Source organism: Polyangium spumosum, assembly GCF_009649845.1.
Lineage (GTDB): Bacteria > Myxococcota_A > Polyangia > Polyangiales > Polyangiaceae > Polyangium > Polyangium spumosum.
In genome coordinates this window covers 801,496-826,359 of sequence record NZ_WJIE01000002.1, presented here as the reverse complement: position 1 = coordinate 826,359, position 24,864 = coordinate 801,496, and the positions used below count along the sequence as shown (strand labels likewise).

Sequence of the window (24,864 nt, the reverse complement as noted above, 5' to 3'; positions counted from 1 at the left end):
ATCAGCGGGGCCGGCGCGCCTTGCCGAGCGCATAACGAACGCCGTGCTGCAGCGTCGCGAGGGTCACGATCCCCCCGAGGTCGCCGCCCGTCTCCACGATCCGCCGCGCCACGTCCGGCCGCATCCCCGTGAGCACGGCCTCCGTGCCGAGCAGCCCGAGCGCCCGCGCCGCCCGGAGGAGCGCGTCCGTCACCGAGGCGTCGACCATCTTCACGCCGGTGATATCGAGGATCACCATTTCCGCCTGCGTGGCGTGGACGCCCTCGAGCGCGATCTCGAGCACCTGCGAGGCGCGGCGCTCGTCGACGATCCCCACGAGTGGCATCACCATGACCCGATCCGTGAGGGGGATCAGCGGCGTCTGCACGCGGATGAGCTCCTCCTCCAGCGCCGCGCGCGCCTGCTCCGAGAGCTTCCTCTCCACGAGCTCGGCCTCGAGCCGCGCGTGGGCGTCGAGCAGCGCGACCTGGGCCTGCTCGCGCTCCGCGAGCTCCTGCGCGAGGCGCTCGTTGGCGTCGCCGATCGCCTGGGTCTGTCGCCGGATCTCCTCGACGAGCAGCGCATTCTCCACGGCGACGGCGGCCTGCGCCGAGAGGAACTCGGCGAACGCGACCCGCGCCGCGCCGAATACGTGCGCCGCCGCGGCATTCTCCAGATAAACGACACCGGCGAGCTCGGCCTTGTGTTTCATGCCGAGGCAAAGCACGCTCCGGGGCCTCCGCGCCGCGAGGAACGGGTCTCGGCCGAACCGCTCGTCCGCCGCCGCGTCGCCGAGCACCACCGGCTCGCCCGTCCTCTCGACGAGCTGCACCACGGTGGCGGGCACGTCCCCGGCTTCGAGCAGGGGCGCGTCGAGCCCGACCTCGACCCGATCGGGATCCACCGTCCTCTTCGCCGCGACGCGTAACGCGCCGCCTCGCTTCAGCATCAGCACCGCGCGCCGAGCGCCCGTGCTCGCCACGACCACGCGCAGCACCCCCTCGAGCACGCGGTCGAGCTCGATCTGGCTCGTGAGCGCCTGGGCCGCCTCGAGCAACGCGCCGAGGTCGATCTGCGCCGCCGAGGTCGACGCCGTCGTGGTCACCGTGCGTATCGTGCCCCCGAGGCCATGCTCCTCCGGCGCGCCGAGCAGCGACGCGTGCGCCTGCGCCATGTCGGCGACCTTCGCGCTCGCGCCCCACCGCGTGTAGGCCCGCTGCGCGGCGACGAGGTACACCCGCGCGACCGCCTCCTGCCCGCGGCCGAGGTAAAACTGCGCGGCCCGCTCGTTCGCGAGGGCCTCGACCTTCATGTTCCCCTGCGCGCGCGCCGCCGCGACGGCTGCGTCGTAGAGCTCGCGCGCGTCGCCGGAGCGGCCTTCGATCCGAGCGACCTCGGCGCGGAGCAGCGCGTGATGATGCCCGAACGTCGCCTCGCAGAGCCTCGCGGCGTGGTCGAGCTTCTCGGCGCACGCGGCGAGGCGCGCGGCGAGCTTCTCCCTCTCGACGACCGGGGCCGATGCGTGGGCGCTCGCCAGCGCGAGGCCCAGGTGAAAGGGCATCTCGGAGGCGACCGGCAGCGCCGCCGCGGGGCCCATGCGGGGCTCGATCACGTCCGCGGCGTCGATCACGCAGGCTGGATCCCCGTGCACGCAGCCGACGAGCATCTTCGCCGCGAAGTAATAGGGCACGATCAAATGCAGCCCCTCGCGCTCGGCGCGGGCGAGCCAGGTGGCCTCGTCGAACTGCTCGTCGCTCAGCGACGACCGGCCGCGGGTACGTCCCTCCAGGTTCGCGACGGCCTGGAGCGCGATCGTCAGGCCCTCGACCGCGATTCCCTCCTTCACCCGCCGCGCGAACGAGAGCTCTTTCTCGGCGCGGGCCCGCGTCGCCGCGAGCTCCTCGATCCCGGTGAGCTTGATCCCGACGATTTCGAGGGCGCACGAGCAGCCGAAGACGATATCCCCGGCGACGAGGCCCGCGCGCAGGGCTCGTTCGAAGCCTGCGAGGACCTCCTCGGCCCTTTCGAAGTGATGGGACGTGCAGGCCACCGTGTGCAGGGCCCTGCAACGCCGGCCCGGCGTGCCGATCTTCGCGTCGAGCGCGGGCGCGAGCGCGAGGAACTGGCGCGCCTCGTCGTACCGCTGGAAGGCGGCGCAGAGGACGAAGGCGTGAAATGCGTAGGCGTGTGGCGAGACGTCCGTGTGCCCGTGCCGCAGGCCTTCGTTCACCATGGCGTGGGCGAGCCACAGGACCAAACGCATGTCGTGCACGCACATCGGCGCGACCAGGTGCCCGAGCAGCTCGAGCCGCATCACCAGCTCGGGATCGGTCGAGACCGGGGCGTCCACGAGCTCCTCGATCCGCCGGGAGGCAAGCGCCGTCGCGAGCTCCTTCATCTCGGCGCCGATCGCCTCCGCGAGCTCCTCGTGGGTCTCGGGCACCTTCAATCCGAGCAGCGCGAGGCCCTCCTTTCCCGCCTGGATAGAGTCCACGATGCGCAGGCTCGAATGGCGCAGATCCACGAGCAAGAGGCAGATCCCCGCGCGCTCCATCCGCGTCCGGGCGCGCGCGCGCAGCCGCTCGAAGGTGGCCTCGGCCTCCTCGGGCCGCCCGCTCAGGTATTCACACTCCGCGTGCTCCCGCGTGAGCGAAAAGGCGAGCTCGTAATCGTCCTCGAAGCCCGCCTCGCCGAGCAACACCACGCCCGCGCGCAGATACCGCGCCGCGGCCTCGTACGCGACGCCCGCCTTCGCGCGCCTGCCCGCGGCGAGGTTGTACCGCGCGAGGGCGCGGCGCTCCTCCGGATCCTCGATCCCCGCCGCGCCTTCGTCGAGGTGATCCACGATCTCGAAGAGCCGGTCCTCGCGCGCCCGCTCGTCGCATCGCCCGAGGAGCAGCCGGCCCACGTCGAGGTGCAGCCGCGGCCGATCCGCCTCCGGGATCAACGCGTACGCCGCCTGCTGCACCCGATCGTGCAGGAACCGATACCCCACCTCGAACGGCGCCTCCGCCGCGCTCGGCCCCGCGTCCTCGCCCGCGAGGTCCTCCGCCCATTTGTAATCGGCGTCGAGCGGCAGGACGAACCCCTCCCGCAGCGCCTCCCAGAGCGCGGCGGCCGTCGTCCGCGGCGAAGACCGGGCGACGAGTGATAACGTGGACAGGTCGAACGTGTGCCCGATACACGCCGCGAGCCGAAGCACGTGCTGCGTCGCCTCGGGCAAACCGCGCACCCTGCGCGAGAGCAGGTCGATCACGTTCTCCGTGGCGGCGCGGGCGCGCGCCTCCGCGAGGTCCCAGCGGAAGGCGCCCGCGCCCGGATCGAACCGGACGACGCCCTCCGCGACGAGGCCCTTCAAGAACTGGCCGAGGTAAAATGGATTGCCGTGCGTCTTCTCGAACGATAGCGTCGCGAGGGGCGTGACCTCCTCCGCGGGGCGGCCCAATGCGTCGGCCAGGAACGCCGCCACGTGCGCGGGCTCGAGCGGGCCGAGCGAGACCTCCTCGAGCGGCACGCCCGCCTTGCGCAGGCCGGCGAGCGAGAGCGTGAGCGGGTGCGCGGCGTCCACCTCGTGGTCGCGGTAGGCGCCGAGGACGAGCAGGTGCCCGGCCTCCGGATCCACGAGGGCGAGCTCGAGCAGCTTGAGGGACGCCGGGTCGGCCCATTGCAGATCGTCGAGGAAGAGGACCAGCGGGCGGGCCAGGCGGCAGAGGGCGCGCAGGAAGTCCGAGAGCGCCATCTGGAAGCGGTTCTGCGCCTCGGCGGGCCCGAGCGGCGGCAAGGGCGGCTGCGGCCCGAGGATCCGCGCGAGCTCGGGGACGAGGTCGCAGACGACCCGCGCGTGTTCACCCAGCGCGTCGCCGATCGCCGCGCGAAAACGCGCGAGGACGGCGTCGGGCTCGCCGAGGATCCAGCGGAACATCCCGCGGAGCGCGTGGATCACCGCGGCGTAGGGCGCGTTGCGGCCCTGCTGATCGAACTTCCCGGACGCGAGATACCCGCCGCGGGCCGCGATCGAGCGGCGCACCTCGCTGACGAGCGCGCTCTTGCCGATGCCCGCGTAGCCCGACAGCGCGACCAGGACCCGCGCGCCTCCGCAGGCCCGCTCGAACGCCCCGAGCAGCGCCTCCGCCTCGGCCTCGCGCCCGTAGAGCTTCTGCGGCAGGCGCAGCACGCTCGTCACGTCGTCCTGGCCGAGCTCGAAGGGCGCGATCTCGCCGCCTGCGTCGAGGCGCGCGAGGCACGTGGCCAGATCGGCGCGCAGGCCTCGCGCCCCCTGGTAACGATCCTCGGGGTTCTTGGCGAGCAGCTTCATCACGATCGCCGACACCGCGGCGGGCACGTCCGCCGAGCGTTCGTGTGGCGGGACGGGGGCGCGCGCGAGGTGCGCGTGGACGAGCTCCGCGGGATCGGTCGACATGAACGGGCGCTCGCCCGTGAGCATCTCGTACAGGGTCACGCCGAGCGAATACTGATCGGACCGATCATCCACGACCCGGTTCATCCGCCCCGTCTGCTCGGGCGACATGTACGGCAGGGTCCCCTCCAGCCGATCGGCGCCGAGCTGGCTCGACGTCTCCTCCGACATCCGGGCGGCGATGCCGAAATCCGTGAGCGCCACGGCCAGCGTCGCGGGATCCACGAGGATGTTTTGCGGCTTCACGTCCTTGTGGATGAGCCCGCGGCCGTGCACGGCGGAGAGCGTGTCTGCGAGCGTGATGCCGATGCGCAGGGTGGCGCGCAGGTCCGGGCGCCCTTCCTCGAGCCAATCGGCGAGCGGCCGTCCCTCGAAATGCTCGAGCACGAGCGCCACCGAGGCGCCGGCCTTCTCGAGGCCGAGGACCCGCGCCACGCCGGGCACGTCGAGGTCCCGCGTGATCAGCCATTCGTGCCGGATCCGGGCGATCTGCCGGACGTCCGGCGCCTCGGACCGGGGCATCTTCAGGGTGACGGAGGCGCCGTCCGACAGCCGGCGCGCGCGGCGCACGAGGATCTCCGGTCCCTCGTGCAGGATGGGTCCCAGTTCGTACTGCGGCAGGTCGTTCATGGGCGCATCCTCCCGAAGGCAGCGCAGGGGCCGCCCGAGATGAGCCTATTCCCGAGTCCGTTCGTGCTACAAGAGTACGCGCTTACGGAAGTACGACGATCCCCAACGTGTGACGTCGCCCGCGTGGCTCACCCCACTTTCCTCGCCCGCGTCTTGCCCAGCGTCTTGCGCACCAGCAGCCGATCTCCGGCTTCCGCCACCCGGACGAACCCTGCTTGCAGGAGCACGCCGAGGGGCCCCGACTCCTTTCCGGGCCGCATCTTCGGCGGGTAGGCGTCCAGGAACGTCGCCCCCTCGGCGGCGAGGGAGCTCTCCGCCTCCGCGAGCAGGACCCGACCGAGCCCCAGCCGGGCGTGGCGCGGGGCGACGAGCAGGCAGGCCACCGTCGGCACCGGCTCCGGGGCCTCGGCGCCGCCGGGCCCGAGCGCCGCGAGTACGCCGACGAGGCAGAGCCCCGCGGGCAAACCCTCCACGTACGCGGCAAAGCCGGTCAGCCGGCCCTCCCGCATCAGCTCGGCGAGGTCATTCACGACGGCCCAGGGGTCGTCCTCCGGCGCCTGTCGCGACAGACCGGGGAAAACCGCGGCGGGCACCTCGTCGAGCTCGTGCTCCAGCAGCGCCAGGCTCTCGGCCACCGTGGTGGGTTCGTCGGGGGAGACGCGGAGGACGTGGGTGTCGACCATGAGGTTTTACGGGACCTAACCATAGAGTCCCCTCATTCAGGTCCATGTGTCCAGCGAGCTCTTCGTCCAAAAAAAAGAACGAGCGGACGCAAAAAAGTTTGCCCCCGGGGAAAAACCGTCGGGAGGAGCACTCCGCCGGATGAGGTCGCGAGGGGGATCGCGGTGGGGGGCGGGGTGCGTTATCCTGGGTTCGATGGTCCGGAAGTTTGGTCTCCCTGTCCTCGCGCCCAGGCCGCCGCTCCCGACGGTGGACGCCATGCGCAAGCGCCTCGGCGGGCGCGCCTCGACCGAGGCGGGCGCGGGCGACGCGGTCACGTTCACCACGCCGGGCGGCGTCCGGCACGTGGGCGTGGTCCTGTTCGTCCGCGGGGACGAGCTCGACGTGTGGGTCGACGAGAACGTCGTGCGCCGGACCCGCCGCTCATCCGCGGCCGCGGTCGACGCCTCGCTCCCGCGGGACCTCGTGGCGATCGCGAACGACGCGCGGGTCTTCGCGGCGCTCGCCGAGGGGCAGCGGATCCGTTACCTCGACGAAGGCCGGGTGGACGAGGGCACGCTGGTCGAGAAATGCAGGTTCGGCGCGCTCGTCGAGCGCGCGGACGGCACGATGGTCGGCCTCGGCTTCCGGAGGCTCTGGCCGGCGGACGCGGAGCCGTCGCGCGAGCCGTCGTAACGACAGAGAGGCGGTCTACGCGCCGCCGAGCCGCTCCTTTGCGAACGTCCCGAGCGCGCTCACGACGCCCTGCGGGATCTCGTGCGCGCCGCCGTGTGGCACCCACGTCACGCGTGCTTTCGCCGTGGTCATCATGTCCCGGAGGATCTCGGCGCGGCCGAAGGGCAGGAGCGGATCCCGCCGGCCATGTGAAACGAGGGCCGAGAGCCTCTCCCCGAGCGCCTCGAACCCCTCCTGCCATCGGTCGCCGCCGAGCCGCGTGCCCGAGAGCACGGCGAGGCCGGCAAAAGGCTCGCGCAGGTGGGTGACGAGCTCGGTCGTGACCATCGCGCCTTGCGAAAACCCGCCGACGACGAGCCGATCGCGCTTCACGCCGTGGTGCTTTTCGAGGGCGTCGATGGTGGCGGCGAGGGCGTCGCGGGCGGGAGCGAGTCCGTCGGGGACCTCGTCGAGGCGCTTCATGGCGCCGTCGATGTCGCCGCGCATGACGAGGGCCATCAGCCGATCCATGCCGATGTCCCACCAGGCCCGGCCGCGTATACCGGGGCCGACCTCGACCTCGAGGGGGGCTTCGGGGAAGAACCAGCGAACGCCGCGGCCGGCGTCGACGACGCGGCAGAGGCTGACGAGGTCCTCGCCGGGAGCGCCGAAGCCATGGCAAAGGAGGATGGCAGGTCCGTCGCCGCCGCCGCGGTGATCGTCACCGCCGCGAGCGTGGACGCGCAGGGGGCCGATGAGGCTGGGTTCCATGGGGGGTGGACGGTAGCACGTCCAGCCTCGGCCCGGCCCGTCGCTGTACCCGACACCATTGCCGATGGGCGGCCGAGGTTGTAGCGACGGCGTGGGGGTGGCATGCTGCCGGCGCATGGACAAGCGAACCTTGGAGCAACTCGAAGCTGCGCTCGACGCGGTCAGCAAGGAGCTCGCCCCGCGCGTCGAGGAGCTCTCGCGCAAGAGCACCGCTGGCGTGCTCACGCCGGAAGAACATCGGGAGTACGCCGAGGTCGTCCGGTTGAATGACACGCTGAGCCTCCTCAAGCTGCAGGCCGAGGAGCTCTGGACCGTGCGCGCCGCCTCGTGAAGTTGTCGAGCGACACGCGGGATCTGGTCGAGCGGCGCGCCCAGGGCTCGTGCGAGTACTGTCGCTTTCCTCAGAGCGCCTCAATTCTGCCACATCACGTGGACCACATCATCGGGCGGCAGCACCGTGGATCGGACGACGTGGACAACCTGTGTCTTTGCTGTATTCGCTGCAACCTGAAGAAGGGTCCGAATATCGCGTCGATCGACTCCGAGACGAGCAAGATCGTGGCGCTGTATCATCCCAGGCGGCAGTCGTGGCGAGAACACTTCGCCGTAGGCGCGGATGGAAGCATTCGTGGGGTAACGGCCGAGGGGCGCGCGACGGTGCAGCTCCTGGACATGAACGAAGAGGGACGCATTCGGCTGCGCACATTGCTGTTGCGTCGCGGATGGCGTCCCTGATTGGATCGACCTCCTGAACCCAGAGGCAAGAGTACAAAGAGGGATCATGCTGGCCGACGTCGATTTCATCCTGAAAGCCTACGGCTACGAGGTCGACATCGAAGAGGCGATCGCGCCGCGCGACTGGTGACGCCATGCCGAAAGCGAGCCCCTCCGTCCGTCACGCGGTTCGCCTCTTCTCGTTCTGGCTGGCGAACCGCACCGTGGGCTTGCCTTTGCTCGACGGCGTGGACTATTCGGCCATCTTCGAGGAGCCGAGCGCGCTCGAACAGGCATACGCGATCTTCATGAACGTGCTCGAGTTCGACGACGCCGGCATCGTCCAGAATGCCAGGCACGCCGAGCGCCGCGCCGCGCAGTTCATCCGGCGTTACGTGGAGCCGAGTTACATCGTCGAGCCCCCATTCGAAGACTGGGAAGTCGAGCTTCACTGAAGAGCCTGCCGTCGGGGGCCCTCGGGCGCGTGGTCGAGCCGGGACGTGGAGGCAAAGGGAATTCGCGGTTCCCGCTCGGCGACCGCGGTTGCCGTGGCAACTGAAAGTCTCGATTCGTCGGGGGCAGCCGAGGCCCGTCCCGAACGCTTGCGATTCGAGGGCGCGCCGCCATGTATCTTCCGTGACGAGGGCGCTCTGCTCGCTCTCGTCATCGCCACGGGGAACCACGGCGTATCGAGCAGATGGGTAGCAGGGGGGGACATGAAGAAGCAATTCGCTCATTGGGTTCCGTTCGGTATCGGCGCGGCGCTCCTGACGGCGGCCGCCTTCACGTGTGATACGGCGAGCGCGCAGGCCATCGCGGAGTGTTCGGCGCGCAGCGGCACGGTCCGGGCTGTCGTCAGGCAGTCGACGCGCATCCCGGGGATCTGCATCCGCATGATCCTGTCCGGGCCGCCGGCTCCGGGGGCGCTCGACTGCTGGGCGACCGTTCGAAACGATCCGTCATTCACCTGTACCGAGGTCGTCGACTGACACGAGGGTCGAGGCGGCCGATCCACGCGCGCGTCCACCGCGGCGGATCGGCCGCCCTCGCCTCGTGTCCCCTTCGAAGTGCACGAGGACACCGTCTTCCTCCTTCAGGACGTTTTCGTCTCGTGCCAACTCGCCCTCGTCCAGCACGACGACGCGCGCGCCTCCCCGGATCACGACCTCGTCCTGCCGAGGACGAGCTCCTCCGACGTCACCACCAAGTCGTCTGACGCAACCACGACTTCGTCTGACGCGAAGCGGCATTCGTCCGCCCCGACCTCGCGCTTGTTTCGCACGATCTCGACGGCGACAGTGCACGATTCCAACGCGAACAGATGCAGGACGATTTCGTCCAACCACGCGTCGGCAGCAACCGGCAGCGATTCCACCCCTACGACCCACAGGAGGTTTTCATGGCCCACGTAGAAAGGACCCCGTACGCAGGCGAGCTCGAGATCAGCGCCACGGATGCGAAGGACATCCTCTTCGACCTGCCCGACCACGCCACGAAGGCGCTCAAGCACGAAAAGGACGGCGTCGACGAGGCGGAGGCCGAGCTCGCGGTCGCCCTGCCCAAGTACGCGGGCGTGCTCGGGATCGCGCCGGAGATGATGCAGAGGATCGAGGACAGCACGAAGAAGATCACGCTCCTCCGCTCGAAGCGCGGCCGCGTGCGCAAGCTCGAGGAGGTGCTCCGCGAGAGCGAGCTGCTCCACGAGGACGAACGCGAGGCGCTGCTCTCGATCATCGCCGAGACGGTGAAGAAGACCTCGGCCCGCCTCGATCCGTCGGTCAAGGCCGCCTTCGAGAAGACGCTCAAATACGTCTCGCAGACCGCCGACAAGGCCGCCGCCACCCGCCGCAAACGCAAGGCCGCCGAATCAGGCCGCGTCGGCTGATTCCCCCGCCCCCACCCCCGCCGGTTTTCCGTTGATCCCGCCCCCGCCTTGGAGGACGCTTCTCCCCGGAGCGTCCTCCAATGCCCGACCCCATTCTCCTCCGTTTTCGTGCGCCCCAGGGTGAAAACGTCGACGTGCCGGTCGTCCTCCTCGGCGCCGGCAAAGCCGCGGCCGAGCAATTCCAGGCCGCGCGGCGCACGCCGGGCGTGCACGTGTTGCTCGCCGGGGATCGCGATTATGCCGTGCGCCTCGCGCTCCCCGCCGAGGAGGCCACGATCCGGCTCGTCCAGGCGAACCGGAAAAAGAGCGCGCGGATCGTGTTCCCCGGACGATCACCGGTGCGGCGCAGGATCGAGGACGTCGCCGTCGTGCCCGAAGCGCCCGCCGCCGCGCCCGAGGCGTCCGTCGCCCTCGATTTGACCGCCGGGCGCGAGGGCGCGCCGCCTTTATGGCTCCTGCCCGATGGGTCGTTCGCCACCGAGCCGGGCGCTGCGCTGCGTGGCCTCGCGGCCGGCCCCGCGCTCGTCCACGCCGCCCGGTGGATCTCGTCGCGCCGCACCACGACCTTCGAGCGCCTCTTTCCCCCGAGCGCTTTCCACCCCGATGAACCCTTGCGGCCCGAGAGGCTCACGGCCGCGCAGGCCGCGGGGCTGCTCGCCCAGGTCCGTAGCGCGCTCGCCGCCGCCGCGACGAACGCTGAATACGCGCGACAGGAGCCCATCGCCGCCGCGCAGGTTCGATCGGCCGCCGTCACGGTGCTCTCGCACCTCGTGGCCACGGTGCTCCGGGATCCGACGTTCCGCGACGCGGCCGACGAGGCCGCGGCCTCGATGTTCGCGCTCGTCACGAGCGAGGAGGGGCCCTCCGCGGTGCCGGCCCTGAAGGCGCACGTGATCCAGCTCCTCTCGATGCGCGCGCCGGCGCTCTCCGCCGCGGACCGCGAGCTCGCGCGGAGCCTCGTCCGCGGCCTCGTGCGCGAATCACCGCCCTACGAAGCCCTGCCCGGGCCCTGGCGCTTCGCCATGTGCTCGGCCCGCGATTTCCACGAGGGTGAGGTCGACATCTTCATCAACCGTTATGGCTTCCGCGACGTCCCGCCGCCCGAGGGCTCGCCGAGCCCCCCCGTCCGGTACGGGACGTATCGCGTGCTCGAGGCGCCTTTCCGCACCCCGACGGGCGCCCCCGTCCTTCTTTACGCCCGCGCGGCGAAGCCCGACGACGAGAACCTCGAAATGGCCATGGAGGCGTTCGTCGGCGTCTTCATCAACCGCCACGCCCAGCTCGGCGCCTACGACATGCGCGCCTCCGCCGTGACCGTGCGGCAGGCCGGCTACAAGCTCATGTTGAACGCGCAATGTGCGGGGCTGACGACCCGCTTCGCCATCGCGCGCGCCTTCCCCGACGCGGACATCTATTCGTCGTGGGACAGCACGTATTTCCGCACCGGCGCGGGCGGCAAGATGAACGCCTCCGAGGGCGTCGATTGCTTCGTCGAGCTGCTGCGCGGCATGTGCGAACAGGAGTCACACGCCCAGATCGAGGCCCGCATGCGCCGCGTGCAATGGCACCACGCGCAGGCCCGCTTCCCCGGCTTCTCGCAGTTCGTCGGGCCGGGCAACCCCCTCGTCGTCGCGCGTTTCCAGGACGTCAACCGCGACGGCCGCGCCGACCTCTACGACGGCTTCCTCGACCTCACGATCGCCGAGATCGCCGAGGACCTCCGCGCCTCGCTCACGCCGAAGGACCCCGGCGTCGGCCCCTCGCAGATCGGCGGCGCCGCGGCGACCGGGCTCGGCTGGGCCGCGGGCAGCCTGAACCGCGTCACCCAGTATTCGGACCTCTGGGCGAGTTTGCCCGGACAGAGCGAGCTCTTTTACGTCTTCCACGCAGGCGGCTTCTACAGCCGGAGCGAGCCGCCGGCCGACGTGCCCGGGGGTCTGCCGGAGGAGCGAATCGGCGCGCTGCCGGCGGTTTGTCGGTACGTGCGAGGCGCGGAAGGGCCGGCGGGTATCCACGCGGACGTGATGCTGCACGCCCACCTGAGCCACGCGGGCAAGGAGATGAAGCGCTTGCTCTGCGCGGCGGACGCGATGTGGCGCGCCTTCGATACGGGCCTGCTCGATGGGCCGCCCATGCACACGCCCGAGGGCAAACGCGGCGCCGTCCTGCTCACGCTGGCGGGCCTGCTCGAGTTCCCGGCCGACCAGAACTTCGTGGACGGCCTCTGGGCGATGGCGCTCGAAGCCCTGCGATTCCCGCCGATCTCGCGGTCGCTCGTCCGCGCCTGCATCACCGAGGCGGACCACCAGGCGTCGAATTATTACGGGTCGAAGCGAGGGCTCGCGCAGCTCCTCGTGGACCTCGGGAAATCGGATCCGCTGGCGCTGTCGGCGCTGGAGAGCGAGGATCCGAAGGTGGGACGGGCGAAGGAGATCTAGGGCTTCGGGGCGGGCAGCTTCGGGGCGAGCTGCTCGAGGTCGTCGGCGTCGAGCTTGCCGTAGGCCTTGCTGCCGATCTTGAAGAAGACGCGGCGCATCTTGTCGCTGAGCTGGTCGAACGCGCGCGCGGCCATGACGTCGTAGACGCGGCCCACGCTCGGGCCCCCGCCGATGCCGTACATCGGGTTCGTGTAGTCGACCGTGAAATGATCGGGCGGCTGCACGCCGAGGTCGAACTCCAGCGTGGAGGTCTCGCCGGGGATCTTCATGACCACGTGGAAGTCGACCACGATGCCGACGAACTTGCGGTCACCCTTGTCCTCGGTGAAGAAATCACCCGCCCAGCCGACCTCGTAACGGACCTCGATCGTCGGCGCCTCGACGTTCTTGACCGCGGGCTCCTTCCGGATGTCGCCCTTGATCGTGTCGAGGATCTCGCGGACCTCGTCCGTGTTTTTGTAGTCGACGTTCTTCAGCCGATCGAGCGGGTTACGATCGTCCTTCGGCTGCACCGCGAGGGGTTTGCCGTCGGGGCCGATACGCGGGCCATGCTTGAGGGCCATCACGTCCGCGGGGAAGACCTTCTCGAAGCCCTGATGCAGGCTGCGCACGATCTCGGCCTCGCGCTGGACGCTCACCTTGTCGTTGAAATGCGGCGCCACGGGGACGATGTTGCCGCCGCCCGCGATCTCGCCGCCGAGCTTGCTCTTCAGGAGCTCGTCGACCTTGTTGAGCTTCTCCGTCGACGGCGCCTCGAAGCGCGCCTCGACCCGCGAGCTCTCGTTTTTCTCGAGGTACGCGAGCAGCTTCTCCATGAACGGCAGGAGCTTCGGATCGTCGGTCGAGGCTTGCTCGCGGAACTCGCCGAGCGTCTTCGTGAAGAGCGCGTGCACCTCGTCGCGCGCCTGCTGCTCGACCACCGACTTCGGGTACTTCTCGAGGAACTCGCGCAGCGCCGTGACCGAGCCCTTCTCCTTGGCCCCGCGCAGCGCCGCGCGCGGCAGGTGCTCGTCGCGCGCCTCGTCGACGTGGCGCTTGCCCTCGCGGACGTAGTGCTCCCACGCCCACTCGTCATCACTCTGCTTCGCCCGCGTGAACATCGCCTCGTCACTCGCGACGTTGCGCAGGTGCCACGCGGGCAGCGCGATCACGGCCGCGGCGGCCGCGGAGACGCCGAGGATCGTGCCCTTCGCGAAGAGGCCGCCGATCGATTTCGCCGCGGGCTCTTGCACGTCCTCGTCGCGCGGCGCCGTGAGGCTCCACGTGTCCTTGACGCGCACCTCGAAGAGCGGATCGAGCTCGATCAGCTTGTCGAAATCACGCGCCACGATCGCCTCGCGGATCTGGCGCTGCGTCTCGCCGAGCTGGCGGAGCACCTCCTCCGCGCGCTCCTTGCCGTGGACCGTGAACGACTCGGTGACGCCACCCTCGAAGGTGAAGGTGAGCGTCGTGCCGCTGTAGACGCCGTTCGTGTGCTGATGGACGCCGCGGAAATCCACGAGCGTGTTCATCGGGACGATACGCAGGACGCGATCCTGCGCGTCGATGAAGTCCATCGGGAAGAGGAAGCGCCCGGGCTTGTACGGCAGCGCCGAGCCCAGGCGGACGCGCCGGACGAGGAACAGGATCGACAGGAGCGTGATCGCCGCGCCGAGGAAGTACACGAACATCATCGGCATGGACTGGAGCGTCCGACCGAACTTGGCGGTGGACACACCCACGAGGATGCCCGCGCCGACGAGCGCGAGGAAACACCAACCCGCGATGGCCGCGCCTTGCGACGGCACGCTCGACAAAAGGGGGTACGGAAACGACCGGTGCTGCATGCAGCCGATGAGCCGCTCCCGCACCTCCCTCGGCAATGCATTGAAATCGACGCGCTTGGCCTCTGCCATGGCGACCTCCGAACGGAAGCCGCGATGTCGAGCGACCTCCCGAGCGGAGCACGATACGCGAGGCGCTCTCGACGTGTCTACGGGGGCGGCGTCGTTCGTGAGGCCAATCGAGAGATCACGCGCCGACGGATTTCGCTTCGGCCGATCCGCTCAACGCACCACGCCGCGCGACGAGAGCAGCTCGTGCTCGATCTTGACGAGCTTGTTGTAGACGCCGATGAGGAGCAACGAGGGCACCCACTCGCCGACGAAGTTCGCGAGCTCGAGGCGCTTCGAGCTCCCGAAGCGCCGCTGCGGGCGCGCCGACGCCGCGATGCCCGCCGAGAGCACCATCGAGCCGAACGCGAGGCCGAGCCAGGCGATCGAGGGCAGCCGCGAGGTCTGCCGCTCGATCATCGCCGTCGTCTTGCCCTCGTTTTTCATGGTCGAGGTCATGCCCTGCGTGGAGACGTCGAACGACTGATCCATGGATTCCTCCCGGGGCAACCCGTCCAAAAGGCGCCCGCGCCGCCGACGCTTGCGATGATCAGGCCAACGCGCCGAGCGTGCAGCGGAGAGGCGAGGGATCGGGCCCGGCGTCGTCCGGCCGTCGACCACGCTTGCTGCACGAGCGAACTCGGGTGATGATGGCGGACCGCATGAGCCATCAGGGCCCGTACTTCATCCCCTCCGGCGCTCCCCCCGGGACGCCCCTCCTGATGGAGGAGGATCGGCCACCGGAGGCGGTTTATTATTTCCGCGTCTATGCGGTGATGATGCTGCTGATGCTGCTCGGCTCGTTCGGCTCGGGGCTCTACCTCATGCTCGGGCCGCTCATGCGGGGCGCGTCCGGGCCCTCGGCGACCGGCGAATGGGTGATGGGGCTCATCATCGCCGCGATCTCGTTCGTCATCATCATCCCGCACGCGGTCGTGCTCTTCGCCGGCAGGGCGAAATGGGCCTACACGCTGGGGATCATCCTGATCGGGCTGAACATGCTGTGGAACACGTGCTGTTTGCCCATCACGATCCCGCTGCTCGTCGTGTGGATGAAGCCGGAGACGAAGCGCTGGTACGGCGTGAATTGACCCGAGACGTCTGCGCGTAAAGCGTTCGTCGCCGACATATCGCGTGCAACGTGCGCCCGGCGCGGGAGGTGCACGGCCGGGGCTCGATATGAAGGCGATGATGCTGGCGATCCTGCTCGGGCTTTTCATGCTCGGGTGCTCCATGAACGTACGTCAGCCGGCGCGGGAGGCGACGCTGGGCGCGCTCTCGGCGATCGACACGCCGCCCGAGGACGCCGAGCTCGCCCGCAAGATGGGGGCCGTGCTCGACCGTTTCTTGACCAAGGCGCTCGAGTCCGGCCCGCCGCCGAGCATCGAGGCGATCTCGGCGGACGTGATGCAAGGCGCGATGCGGGGGCTCACGAACACCGTGCCCGAGCAGCGCTGGATCGTGCGGCACCTCGTCACCGAGTCGCTGCGCACGGCGGTCGACACCGTGATGGATGAGCGCGGCCCGATCAGCCAGGCAGCCGCGAGGGCCGGCGAGCAGGCGGCCATGGGGCTCGTGCGCGGGATGAACAGCCGCGAGGACGAGGCGACGTCACTCGTCGGCGAGGTCTCGGGCGAGATGGGCCGCTCGCTGACGCGGGCGATGGGCGGCGAGATCGCAGGCTGGTTCGGCCCGGACGCCGAGGGGCCGCTCGCCGACGCGATGGCGGCGGCGGCCGAGCGCGCAGCCGGCGCGGCCGTGCGCGGGGCGATCGCAGCGGCGAAGGACGAGCTCGCGCTCTGCACGGAGGCGACGGGCGAGCCGTGCGTGAGCGACGTCGTGGCCGCGCTCAGCCGCTCGGCCGCGCGCGGGGCGAGCGAGGGCGTGCGCCGGGAGATCCAGCCGCTCCCGATCGCGGTAGCCTTCGCCGTGGGGCTCGTGATGGCGCTGCTCGGTCTGCGGATCGTGCGCGAGTGGCGCTCGCGGAAACGTCCGACCACGTGATCGGGAGGCTCGGCGCGTCCGCTTCCGTCTTGCCGCCCGGCCGCGGATCATCTTACAAGCGGGCGCATTGGAGGAGCGGGAGGTCTTGCTGAACAACGAGGCGGGCACGGTCGTGGCCGAGGGCCCGCTCGTGCTCGTCTGCGACTGCCCCGGGGGCTTCGCCGAGACGATGGTGAAGCTCTACGCGCCGTTCGCGCTGCTCGCGTCGATCCTCGTCTCGATCATCGTCGGGCTACGCGCGGCGCCGTTTCCGATCCTGTTCATTGCGATGGTCTGGACGACGGCCTCGACGATCGGTAATGCCCTGGCGAGGCGGAGCGCGCGCAAGCACGGCCGCTTCCGGATCGACCTCGAGCGGGGCGAGATCGTGCAGGAGGGGCAGGGTTTTTCCCGGACGCTCGACGCGCGGGCGCTCGTCCACGTGGCGACGCCCGTGGTGGCGGGGGTGGAGGGCAACGCGGCCGAGCCGGGGTTCGAGCCGCGCTGGTTGCTCATCGCCATGAAGAACGGTGAAGAGCTCCGGCTCGGCAAGGGGCCGGCGCACGCGCTGCGCCCGGTCGTCGTTTTCCTGCGGGAGGCGGGGGTGCCGGTGCAGGTGAATCGCGGCTGAATCGTGCCATCCGGATTGTGCGGGGATCGGCAGGTCCGGTAGCATGCTGCCGCACATGCTCGTCCTCTTACGCCGGATCGCCCCTTTGCTCCTGCTCGCGACGACCGCGGCCTGTGAAGAGCCGCCCGCGCCGTGCCACGTCCCTTCCATGTCTTATTTTGCCCGCTACAGGGTCCTCTCGGGCGACAGCATTTCGTGTGAGGTCCGGCTCGGGGAGAACGTGGGGCTCGAGGTGTATCCGGGGGCGGGGCCGGACGGGCCGGATCCGAGCCGGCCGAGCATCGCCGTGCAATCGAGCACGCTGGGCAATCATCGGCTGGCGGCGGAGCTCGGCGGCTCCCTCGGCGACCAGCGCTCGTATGCGTTCGGACAGTTCCCCGCGTTCGCCGACGCGAACGGGATCTGCCGCGCGGAGGAGCTCGCGCCGGCCGAGATTCGTCTTCCCTCGATGGAGGCGCTCGACGAGTTCGGCAACATCATCGTCATCCCGGGCCCGCACGTGCGGGAGACCTGGCGGGACGTCGCCATGCACGTCACGCACGAGGTGCCGGGTCTGCGGTTCGCCGCGGAGCTCGTGGTGGAGGATCTCCGGCAGGGCTGCGAGGTGACGTACGAGGTCTCGGCGCTCTCGCCGCCGGTCGTGTGCTCCGATTTCATCGAGGTCGACTCCACGCCGCGTGACGAGTATTGCCTGCCGGAGCCCCGCCCGGAGGTGGGCCTCTGGGGCTCCGGGATCCACCCGAAGATCCCGGCGAAGTGCGATCCGGAGACGCTCCACTGCGTCGTCGTGGGTTCGCCCCTGGATCCCCTCTGACCCGTTCGGTCCAAAAACGTTCTGGAGAGACGAACCGTGGTTTTTCCTTCCCGGATCCCCTGCGCCGCGTCCCTCGTGGGCGTCTTGCTGGCCACGCCGCTCGCCCTCGCGGAGGGGAGCGCGACGCAGTGGGGCGAGTCGCTCGATCCGGCCGCATTGCGCCTCCTGCCGCTCTCCGCGCCCGAGCTACGCGGCGGGCCCGCGCGGTCGTTCGAGAACCTCGCATTGCTCCTGCCGGGCACGCGGGAGGACATGTACGGGGTGTCGTTCGTCGGGACGAGCTCGCCGGAGAATACGTTCTTCGTGGACGGGATCCGCGTCGGCGATCCGACGTACGGGCTCCTCATGATGCCGCTGTCGATGGAGTTCGTCGGGCAGGCCGAGGTGACGGTCGCCGGGGCCGATCCGGCGCTCGGGCGGGGGATGGGCGGCGTATACGACGTCACGACGAGGAGCGGGGGTGATCGATTCCAGGCGTCGGCGTGGGGCGGGCTCGCGCCGGGCGCGCTCGAAGGGGAGCGGCCGCCGCGGGTCTTCGAGGGCACGGTGGTCCAGATGGATCCGCGCCTCGACGCCGTGCGGGATCTCGGCGGATCCGTGGGCGGGCCCCTCGTGAAGGACCGGCTCTTTTTTTTCGTGGGCGGGAGCCTGGCGCGGCGCCGGTATCGCCTCGAGCGTAACTTGCGCGCGTTGCAATGGACGGAGGCGATCGACGAGTTCGGCGGTCTCCAGATCGTCCCCGTGATCGACCCGGAGACCGGGGCGCAACAGAAGACGCGCTTGCCGGGCACGGACGGCACGCAGTTCGCCCAAGGGGACATCGGGCAATGGATCGGCAAGCTGACATATCGGCCGTCGACGACGCAGGAGGTCTCGCTCTCGGTGTTCGGGACCTTCGCGGGATCGGGGGGCGGCGGGACACACGCGTTCGATTCGAAGAGCGGAGGGATCGGCATCGATGACCTGCAAGGGGAGTACACGGCCCTCGGCCGGCGGGAGACGGCCCTGACGAATGCGGTCGTGCTCCGCGGGAGGTCCTTGTCGAGGGGCGGGGACCTCGAGCTCGACGCGGCGCTCGGCTGGGTGCGCAGTGAAATGGAGAGCCTCGCGGCGGACGCCTCGGGGGTCGACGATATCGCCACGCCGGGCAAGCTCGCGCACGTGCCCCGGATGAACTGGAGGCGCTCGTCCGCGCCGCACCCGATCATCGATTTCGAGGACCTGTCGACCGACGCGCTCCTGCTCTGCTCGCCGACGGGTGATCCCGCCATTCTGGCGAGGAACTGCCCCGCCGGCGCGTATGCCATGGGGGGCCCGGGGCTCCTGTCCCGGTTCACCGCGGATCGCGTCGAGGGGCGGGCCGTCGTCACGCTGCGCGCGCGTGGGCTCGGCGAGCACCGGATCCGGGCCGGCGTCAATTTCGAGATCGCGACGCTGTCGAAGGTGCAGGGGTATTCGGGCGCGGCCCTCCTGCGCGAGACCCTGGGCGGCGGATTCGTGCAGGACGAGGCGTTTGGTTATCTCCGCGGACCGGACGATCCCGTCACGTACGATACCATCGATACGCGGGTGACCTCGTATGCGGCGGGCGTGTTCCTCGCGGATACGTGGCGCATCCGGGAGAACCTCGTGGCCGAGGCGAGCCTGCGCTGGGACGCGCAGCTGTTCGGCGGCGGGGCGCTCGTGTTTCCCTTCATGCTCGCGCCGCGCGCCGGGATCGCCTGGGATCCGACGAAGAAGGGCCGCGCGCGGGTGTTCGTGAGTTACGGGATGCGATACCAGGCCGTGCCCCTCGACGTCGCGGCGCGGGGGCTCGCGAGCGAGCCGCGGATCTCGAGCTTTCACCAGTCCCCGCCTTGCCGCGTCAACGAGCCCGCGGATCTTTACGGCGGCTGCGATCGAGCGTCGCAGGTGCAAGTCCACGACGTGTCCCACCCGAGCACCGATCACGAGGTGCGGCGGGGCCAGGTTTCGATCGATCCCGCGACCTCCGCGCCCGCGTCCCACCAGATCACGGCGGGTGTGGACATCGCGGGGCCGCTGGGCACGCGGGTCGGGCTCGTGTACGTGCGCGACCAGCTCCTCCGCGCGCTCGAGGATACGAATACGGCGGCGAACGGGCTCCTGATCGGAAACCCGGGCTCGGGGGCGGCGGCGATGGCGACGCAGGCAGAGCGCACGTACCATGGGCTCTCGATCACGTTGATGCGGCCGTTCGCCGACGGGTTCGTGGGGCTCGCGAGTTACACGCTGGCGAGCTCGTATGGCAATTACAGCGGGCTCTTCCGGCCGGAGACGGGGCAACTCGACCCGAACGTGACGCGTGATTTCGACCTGCCGGAGCTCGACGAGAACCGGACCGGGGCTCTGCCCGGGGATCACACGCATTCGATCAAGCTCTACGCGGGCAAGGAGTTTTTCCTGCCGAAAGGGGTGATCCTGGAGGCGGGGGCCGGATACACGGGGCGATCGGGGGCGCCGTACGGCGCGCTCGGCGCGCACGCGGCCCACGGGCCGGGCGAGGTGTTCCTCCTGCCGCGTGGCTCCGTCGGGCGGACGCCGTGGGTCCATCGAATCGACGCGCGGCTCGGCGTGTCGGCGCTCCTGCGCAAGGACCTCCGGCTCGGCGCGAGCGTCGAGGTCTACAACCTCGCGGACAGCCAGACGCCCACGGCGTTTGACCAGAACTACACGTACGACAGCGCGGTCCCGGTCGAGGACGGCGCGACGAAAGACGACATCCCGGAGCTTTACACGAAGAACCCTCGGTACGAAAAGCCGGTGGCCTGGCAGGCGCCGCGGCAGGTGCGGTTCGGGCTGCGGGTGGATTATTGACGCGGCGCGGCCCGCACGATTTCCCCCGGCGCGGGCAGGGTCTCGCTCGAGGGGGCCGCGACGAGCTCGGCGTAATCACATTCGGCGATCATCTCGTTCGCCCGCGCCGCGTCGACCCAGGCGACCTCGAGCTTCAGGATCCCCGAGACATTGTGGTGGAGGAAATACCGCCCGCCGGGCTCGGCGTTCAACGTCGCGTCGACGAGCTCGTCCGAGCCGAGCTTCTCGTCGACGTCGTCGCCGTATCGCGTGAGGATCGTATGAAACCCCGGCTCGGCGAGGTAACAGAAATACGACGGGCCCTTGGTCATGCCGACGAGCCGGCCATTGTCACGCACGACCGCGGGGACGAGCGCGGCGACCGCGTGCGGGCGCAGGACGCAGATACGCGCGGCGTTCGGGGGCAGGGCGCCGAGGGCGCTCGGCGGGGCCGTCTCGTGCAGGGCGAGCTCGTAACTCGTGCAGGACGAGGCGAGCAGGGAGGCGAGGGCGAGGGGGAGGGCGCGCCGGGCGAGCATGCCCTGCGTGATAGAGTGCCACGCGGGGGGCGTCAACGAGCGTCAACGAGGAGGAGGCGCGGCGCCGCGTACCCCTTCGAGCCAGGTCGCGAGGTCGTCGGGCCACGGGCTCTCCCAGGAGAGTGCTTCACCCGTCCGCGGGTGCACGAATCCGAGGAGGGTGGCGTGGAGCGCGAGCCGCGGCGGATCGACGGGGCTCGGGCTGCCGTATTTGCGATCGCCGAGCACGGGGTGGCCCTCGTGCCGCGCGTGCAGGCGAATCTGGTGGGTGCGGCCGGTCGTGAGGCGGAACCGGGTGAGCGTCACGCCGGGCGAGCCGGGCGGAGAGAGGCGCTCGAGCACGGCGGCGTGGGAGATGGCGCGTTTGCCGGCGACGGGCTCCTCGATGGTGCGCTCGTCCCAGGGGACGTGGCCGTGGAGCGCCGCGAGATAGACACGATCGAAATCGTGGGCGCGAATTCGATCGGAGAGGGCGCGGTTCGCGGATTCGGTCCGCGCGAAGACGACGAGGCCGCTCGTGTCGAGGTCGAGGCGGTGGACGACGTAGATCGTGCCGCCGAGGGCGCGGCCGAGCAGGTCGGCGAGGTTCCCGCGGTCGCTCTCCGGCGTCGGCGCGGTGACGAGGCCGGAGGGTTTGTCCACGACCACGAGGTCCTCGTCCTGGTGGACGACGCGGAAGGGCGGGAGGTTTTTCTCGTCCCTGGCGCGGGCGGCGGCGCCGACCTCCTTGGTCGCCCGGTCGAGCGCGCCGCCGAGGTGGGCGAGGATGGTTTGTCCGGGTTTGATGGCGCGGCCGGCGACCTTGACGCGGGCGCCGTCGACGAAGACGCCGCCGAGGTCGATGGCGACGCGGGCCTTGCGGCGCGAGAGGCCGGGGACGTTGGCGGCGAGGACCTGGTCGAGCCTCTGCCCGGCGTCCTCCGGGCGGGCGACGAAGCGGTGGCGCTGGTGGGAGAGGCTCATCGAGGTGGTTCTTGGATCAGGGGGCCGGATCGGGAAAGTGGCTGAGGCCGATCAGGTTGCCGTCGGGGTCGCGCGTGTAGAGGGTATACGCGCTCTCGCGTTCGATGGGGAAACCTGCCTGCGTGAGGGTCACGCGAAGGCGCTCGCGGGCGTCCGGGCGGATGCCGAGGGCGAGGCAATGCAGGCCGGGCGCCCCGTCGTCGCGGCGGGGGGCATTCGGCGCGCGGGGGTTCGTGGATGCACGTTCGAGGGCGAGGAAGGCGCCGCCGCCGAGCGTGAGCCATACCGAGCGCGGCTGGCCCCGGTCGTCGTCCCAGCGGCGCTGGACGGGCAGGCCGAGGACGCCCGAATAGAAGCGCTCGGCTCGGTCGAGATCGGCGACGACGACGGCGAGGTGGTGGACGGACAGAGGCGGCTGCATCGGTGGGGGGGCAGGGTATCACGAGGGGCTTGACGTCCTCCGCGGGGAACGGCAAAAGCTTGGGTCATGCGCGAAGAGAACATGGGGATCGTCAAGTCGCTCGTCAGCGTGGCGTGGGCCGACGGCCATTTCGACGCGAAGGAGCGCGAGATGGTCGAGGCGCTCATCTCCGCGTTCGAGGCGACCGAGGAGCAGGCCGCCGAGATCCGCGCGTACGCGGCCGAGAAGAAGACGCTCGACGACATCCCCGTCTGGGACATGTCGATGGATGACCGCCGCGTGCTGCTGCAGCACGCCGTGCTGCTCACGTACGTCGACGGCGAACAACACGAGAGCGAGAAGAAGTTCGTCGAGGATCTCTGCGGCCGGCTGGAGATCGAGGCGCCGGAGGCGAAGGCGATCGTCGAGGCCGCCGAGCATCGCGCCAAGAAGTACATGAACCTGCTCTGATCACCTCGCCGGGCCCTTCCGACGCCTCGGCCGCGCGGTTACGCTGCGTGGTGGAGGCGACATGCAGGATCAACGCAGGGACGGGCCCGAGGGGCAGGGCGAGCGGCACGAGCGGCGCGACGAGGGGCACGGCGGAGGGCGCCGGGCCGAGGGGCCGAAGGACACGGGCTTCCTCGACCTCGAAGTGTCGAAGGTGCTCTACAGCGAGGCCGAGGCGCTGACACGCGCGGCGGCGCGCGAGATTCTGAAGGACGCCATCAAGGAGCGGCTGCGGGCGCGGCTCGGGTCGAGGCTCGAGGCGATCGCGCGGATCGCGGCGGACGAGCTCGCGGACGACATCGAGGCGAATTTCGCGGTCGAGTCGCTCCTGGAGAGCCGCAGGCACGCCCGCGCCGCGCGGGACGAGGCCCTCCGGAAGGCCCTCGACCCGACGCTCGGCCACACGAAGGAGTAGGCCCACCGCGTCGAGGTTGAACGAACCTTCTACGTTCGGGTCGAGATCCGGGAGCCGTGGGCGGCTCCCTGCGGCTCTTCCTAACCGGAGAACTTGAAATTCCTGCTGGACGCTCCTGACCAAACGTTGTACGAACCATGTACAACAAGAGAAGGAAGGGAGTGCTCATGTTCGACAACGCGGCCCCTGGGGACGGGGGAGGAGCGTGGCTCGGAGGGACGGACGCCGCGTGGTCGGCCGATCGGGCCGGCGTGTCCTCGGAGCGCGCGCGGGGTCGGCTGATCCTTCGAGGTCAACTCGACGAGGTGGGGCTCGACGATCTGCTCGGCTCCCTGGGCTCCCGAGGCCGGACGTGTGTCGTGGAGGTCCGAGCCCTCAGGCGGCGAGGGGAGGTCATGCTGGAGCGAGGGCGCGTGGTACGCGCCCGGGTCGACGATCTGCCCACCGAGGCCGACGCCGAGGTCGCGCTCACGGCCATCCGGTGCTTCCGCCAGGCGGTCTTCGACGTGATCGCGCTCGACGAGCGCGGGTCGACGCCGCCGCCGCGCCCGCCGTCGTCGGAGAGGCCACCCGTGTCGCTGCGCCCGGCGATGCTGGAGGGAAACGCGACCGAGGTGGCGCTGGCCGCGGCCGTGATGAATGCGTGTTCGATCTACACGCGCAAATGGCTGGGGCCGAAGCTCGCGTCTTCGATCATGCAGACGGCCTGGTCCCGCACGGCGGCCGCGCACCCGGCGATGGACGCGTTCCGGATCTCGGCGGACGGCCTGGTGATGGTGGCGGGCGTGGAGCGGGCGAGGTCGGCGATCCCGAGGGCGGTGGCCGCGTGGGTGTTCGCGGTGTTCGAGGCGGGCTCGATGTTCAACGCGGCGCATTTCCAGAGGTATTACGTCCCCGAGATGCTCGGGGGCCTGATGCGACTGCTCGACAAGGGGGGATGGGGTGAGGCGTTCCGAATGCGAGAGGGAGGTGTCCGTTGAGCAGCGAGTTGGTCACGGCCGTACAGGCCCCCATGGTGTCGGAGGACGGCGCGCTCGACGCGATCGAGCGTCTCGCGGCCATGTCGAAGGAGGAGGTCGACGAGCTGCCCTACGGGTTCGTCGTCCTCGATGAGGTAGGTACGATCCTGCTTTACAACCGCTACGAATCGGAGCTCTCGCGCCTGCCCCCCGAGCGGGTCGTCGGGAAAAACTTCTTCACGGAGGTCGCGCCTTGCACGCGGGTGGAGGCGTTTTACGGGCGCTTCCGGGCGCTCGTGCAGGACGAGGCCCGCCAGGAGGAGGGCTTCCGCTTCCGGTTTTATTTCCTGCACGGCGCGCAGGACGTGGCCGTGCAGTTCGTGAAGGCGCCGCCCGTGATGACGCAGCCGCTCGAGCAGGTAGGGACGGCAGCGCGGCTCTTCATGACCGTGGTGCGCCGCCCGGTCGCCGAGGTGGCCGAGGGCGAGGGCGGCGCAGAGGACGCAGCGCCGAGCGAACACGCGCCCTCTGCGGGGGTTCTCTAGGGCTTTTCCGGGCGAAAACGGATCACGCTCATCGGCTGCGTGTCGTCCCACGCGAGGTCCACCATTCCGCTCGGCGGCGGCGGGGTGGAGTCGAGCGTGGGATCGGCGCGCGCAGGCCGCGGCGCGGGGACGAGCGGCTCCTCCGCCGCGTCTTGGGCCGCGGGGGCCTCGGGGAGGACGTTTCCAGGACCGGGGAACGGGAAAAACGAGGGCATGATGGGCCTCCTGGTCGAGCGAGGGATCGTCCCCCC

At 70.2% G+C, this 24,864-nt stretch carries 27 protein-coding genes; 17 read left to right on the top strand and 10 right to left on the bottom strand.

What is annotated here, in order from left to right; genetic code table 11:
* Position 1: 1 nt before the first annotated feature.
* Both GF068_RS09310 and GF068_RS09305 read right to left on the bottom strand, forming a co-directional pair.
* Positions 2–5,026, bottom strand: coding sequence for an AAA family ATPase (locus GF068_RS09310; RefSeq protein WP_153818950.1), 5,025 nt, complete (start codon positions 5,024–5,026; stop codon positions 2–4).
* Positions 5,027–5,154: 128 nt separating this feature from the next.
* Entirely contained in the window at positions 5,155–5,709 is a 555-nt protein-coding gene (locus tag GF068_RS09305; protein WP_153818949.1) for a GNAT family N-acetyltransferase, read from the bottom strand.
* A gap of 193 nt (positions 5,710–5,902) precedes the next feature.
* Here GF068_RS09305 and GF068_RS09300 point away from each other — a divergent pair, with 193 nt between their 5' ends.
* The gene (locus tag GF068_RS09300) at positions 5,903–6,382 is read left to right on the top strand and encodes a hypothetical protein (protein ID WP_153818948.1); all 480 of its coding nucleotides are present in this window, start codon (positions 5,903–5,905) and stop codon (positions 6,380–6,382) included.
* A 15-nt stretch (positions 6,383–6,397) separates the two neighbouring features.
* Here the strand turns inward: GF068_RS09300 and GF068_RS09295 are convergent, their stop codons facing one another.
* Positions 6,398–7,132: an alpha/beta hydrolase gene (locus GF068_RS09295; RefSeq protein ID WP_170319372.1), complete on the bottom strand. Its 735-nt coding sequence runs from the start codon at positions 7,130–7,132 to the stop codon at positions 6,398–6,400.
* Between the two features lie 115 nt (positions 7,133–7,247).
* Between GF068_RS09295 and GF068_RS09290 the strand changes: the two genes are divergently transcribed.
* From GF068_RS09290 to GF068_RS09275, 5 genes are all read left to right on the top strand, one after another.
* Complete coding sequence (locus GF068_RS09290) at positions 7,248–7,463, top strand: hypothetical protein (protein ID WP_153818946.1); 216 nt, start codon at positions 7,248–7,250, stop codon at positions 7,461–7,463.
* A complete protein-coding gene (locus tag GF068_RS09285; protein WP_170319371.1) occupies positions 7,460–7,867 on the top strand; it encodes an HNH endonuclease in 408 nt (135 codons plus the stop codon). The genes GF068_RS09290 and GF068_RS09285 overlap by 4 nt, the downstream gene beginning before the upstream one ends.
* 4 nt (positions 7,868–7,871) lie before the next feature.
* Entirely contained in the window at positions 7,872–7,997 is a 126-nt protein-coding gene (locus tag GF068_RS47325; protein ID WP_420814113.1) for a DUF5713 family protein, read from the top strand.
* Between the two features lie 4 nt (positions 7,998–8,001).
* Positions 8,002–8,301 (top strand): DUF7677 family protein, encoded by a 300-nt coding sequence (locus GF068_RS09280; RefSeq protein ID WP_153818944.1) that lies wholly within the window; start codon positions 8,002–8,004, stop codon positions 8,299–8,301.
* A 261-nt stretch (positions 8,302–8,562) separates the two neighbouring features.
* Positions 8,563–8,835: a hypothetical protein gene (locus GF068_RS09275; RefSeq protein WP_153818943.1), complete on the top strand. Its 273-nt coding sequence runs from the start codon at positions 8,563–8,565 to the stop codon at positions 8,833–8,835.
* 170 nt (positions 8,836–9,005) lie between these two features.
* Here the strand turns inward: GF068_RS09275 and GF068_RS09270 are convergent, their stop codons facing one another.
* Entirely contained in the window at positions 9,006–9,221 is a 216-nt protein-coding gene (locus GF068_RS09270; protein ID WP_153818942.1) for a hypothetical protein, read from the bottom strand.
* Positions 9,222–9,245: 24 nt separating this feature from the next.
* On the opposite strand from GF068_RS09270, the gene GF068_RS09265 reads away from it, so the two are divergent.
* Both GF068_RS09265 and GF068_RS09260 read left to right on the top strand, forming a co-directional pair.
* Positions 9,246–9,731, top strand: coding sequence for a hypothetical protein (locus GF068_RS09265; RefSeq protein ID WP_153818941.1), 486 nt, complete (start codon positions 9,246–9,248; stop codon positions 9,729–9,731).
* A gap of 80 nt (positions 9,732–9,811) precedes the next feature.
* Positions 9,812–12,169 carry a hypothetical protein gene (locus GF068_RS09260; RefSeq protein WP_153818940.1) on the top strand — a complete coding sequence of 786 codons (2,358 nt, stop codon included), beginning with the start codon at positions 9,812–9,814 and terminating at the stop codon, positions 12,167–12,169.
* Here GF068_RS09260 and GF068_RS09255 read toward each other — a convergent pair.
* Together GF068_RS09255 and GF068_RS09250 are read right to left on the bottom strand one after the other, a co-directional pair.
* Positions 12,166–14,064 (bottom strand): hypothetical protein, encoded by a 1,899-nt coding sequence (locus GF068_RS09255; RefSeq protein WP_153818939.1) that lies wholly within the window; start codon positions 14,062–14,064, stop codon positions 12,166–12,168. The genes GF068_RS09260 and GF068_RS09255 overlap by 4 nt on opposite strands.
* A 150-nt stretch (positions 14,065–14,214) precedes the next feature.
* Complete coding sequence (locus GF068_RS09250; RefSeq protein ID WP_240806750.1) at positions 14,215–14,532, bottom strand: hypothetical protein; 318 nt, start codon at positions 14,530–14,532, stop codon at positions 14,215–14,217.
* Between the two features lie 170 nt (positions 14,533–14,702).
* Between GF068_RS09250 and GF068_RS09245 the strand changes: the two genes are divergently transcribed.
* The 5 genes from GF068_RS09245 (at position 14,703) to GF068_RS46950 (ending at position 20,303) form a co-directional block, all read left to right on the top strand.
* Positions 14,703–15,131, top strand: a complete 429-nt coding sequence (locus tag GF068_RS09245) for a hypothetical protein (protein ID WP_153818938.1) — start codon at positions 14,703–14,705, stop codon at positions 15,129–15,131.
* Between the two features lie 43 nt (positions 15,132–15,174).
* Complete coding sequence (locus tag GF068_RS09240; protein WP_153818937.1) at positions 15,175–16,044, top strand: hypothetical protein; 870 nt, start codon at positions 15,175–15,177, stop codon at positions 16,042–16,044.
* 85 nt (positions 16,045–16,129) lie between these two features.
* A complete protein-coding gene (locus GF068_RS09235; protein WP_240806749.1) occupies positions 16,130–16,654 on the top strand; it encodes a hypothetical protein in 525 nt (174 codons plus the stop codon).
* 55 nt (positions 16,655–16,709) lie between these two features.
* Positions 16,710–17,468: a hypothetical protein gene (locus GF068_RS09230; protein ID WP_153818935.1), complete on the top strand. Its 759-nt coding sequence runs from the start codon at positions 16,710–16,712 to the stop codon at positions 17,466–17,468.
* 36 nt (positions 17,469–17,504) lie between these two features.
* Entirely contained in the window at positions 17,505–20,303 is a 2,799-nt protein-coding gene (locus GF068_RS46950; protein WP_153818934.1) for a TonB-dependent receptor domain-containing protein, read from the top strand.
* Here the strand turns inward: GF068_RS46950 and GF068_RS09220 are convergent.
* The 3 genes from GF068_RS09220 to GF068_RS09210 are packed head-to-tail and all read right to left on the bottom strand — an operon-like array spanning position 20,297 to position 22,205.
* Positions 20,297–20,821, bottom strand: a complete 525-nt coding sequence (locus GF068_RS09220; protein WP_153818933.1) for a hypothetical protein — start codon at positions 20,819–20,821, stop codon at positions 20,297–20,299. The two genes, GF068_RS46950 and GF068_RS09220, sit on opposite strands and share 7 nt — an antisense overlap.
* 42 nt (positions 20,822–20,863) lie before the next feature.
* Positions 20,864–21,784, bottom strand: coding sequence for an RluA family pseudouridine synthase (locus tag GF068_RS09215; RefSeq protein WP_153818932.1), 921 nt, complete (start codon positions 21,782–21,784; stop codon positions 20,864–20,866).
* A 16-nt stretch (positions 21,785–21,800) separates the two neighbouring features.
* A complete protein-coding gene (locus GF068_RS09210; RefSeq protein ID WP_153818931.1) occupies positions 21,801–22,205 on the bottom strand; it encodes a VOC family protein in 405 nt (134 codons plus the stop codon).
* 66 nt (positions 22,206–22,271) lie between these two features.
* On the opposite strand from GF068_RS09210, the gene GF068_RS09205 reads away from it, so the two are divergent.
* The 4 genes from GF068_RS09205 to GF068_RS09190 all read left to right on the top strand — a co-directional run bounded on the left by GF068_RS09205 (position 22,272) and on the right by GF068_RS09190 (position 24,613).
* The gene (locus GF068_RS09205) at positions 22,272–22,655 is read left to right on the top strand and encodes a tellurite resistance TerB family protein (protein WP_153818930.1); all 384 of its coding nucleotides are present in this window, start codon (positions 22,272–22,274) and stop codon (positions 22,653–22,655) included.
* Positions 22,656–22,716: 61 nt separating this feature from the next.
* On the top strand, positions 22,717–23,109 hold the full coding sequence (locus tag GF068_RS09200) for a hypothetical protein (RefSeq protein WP_153818929.1): 393 nt from the start codon (positions 22,717–22,719) through the stop codon (positions 23,107–23,109).
* A gap of 167 nt (positions 23,110–23,276) precedes the next feature.
* Positions 23,277–24,089: a DUF4388 domain-containing protein gene (locus GF068_RS09195; RefSeq protein WP_170319369.1), complete on the top strand. Its 813-nt coding sequence runs from the start codon at positions 23,277–23,279 to the stop codon at positions 24,087–24,089.
* Positions 24,086–24,613 carry a PAS domain-containing protein gene (locus GF068_RS09190; RefSeq protein ID WP_206079425.1) on the top strand — a complete coding sequence of 176 codons (528 nt, stop codon included), beginning with the start codon at positions 24,086–24,088 and terminating at the stop codon, positions 24,611–24,613. The genes GF068_RS09195 and GF068_RS09190 overlap by 4 nt, the downstream gene beginning before the upstream one ends.
* Here the strand turns inward: GF068_RS09190 and GF068_RS09185 are convergent.
* Positions 24,610–24,828 carry a hypothetical protein gene (locus GF068_RS09185; protein ID WP_153818927.1) on the bottom strand — a complete coding sequence of 73 codons (219 nt, stop codon included), beginning with the start codon at positions 24,826–24,828 and terminating at the stop codon, positions 24,610–24,612. The two genes, GF068_RS09190 and GF068_RS09185, sit on opposite strands and share 4 nt — an antisense overlap.
* Between the last annotated feature and the right edge of the window lie 36 nt (positions 24,829–24,864).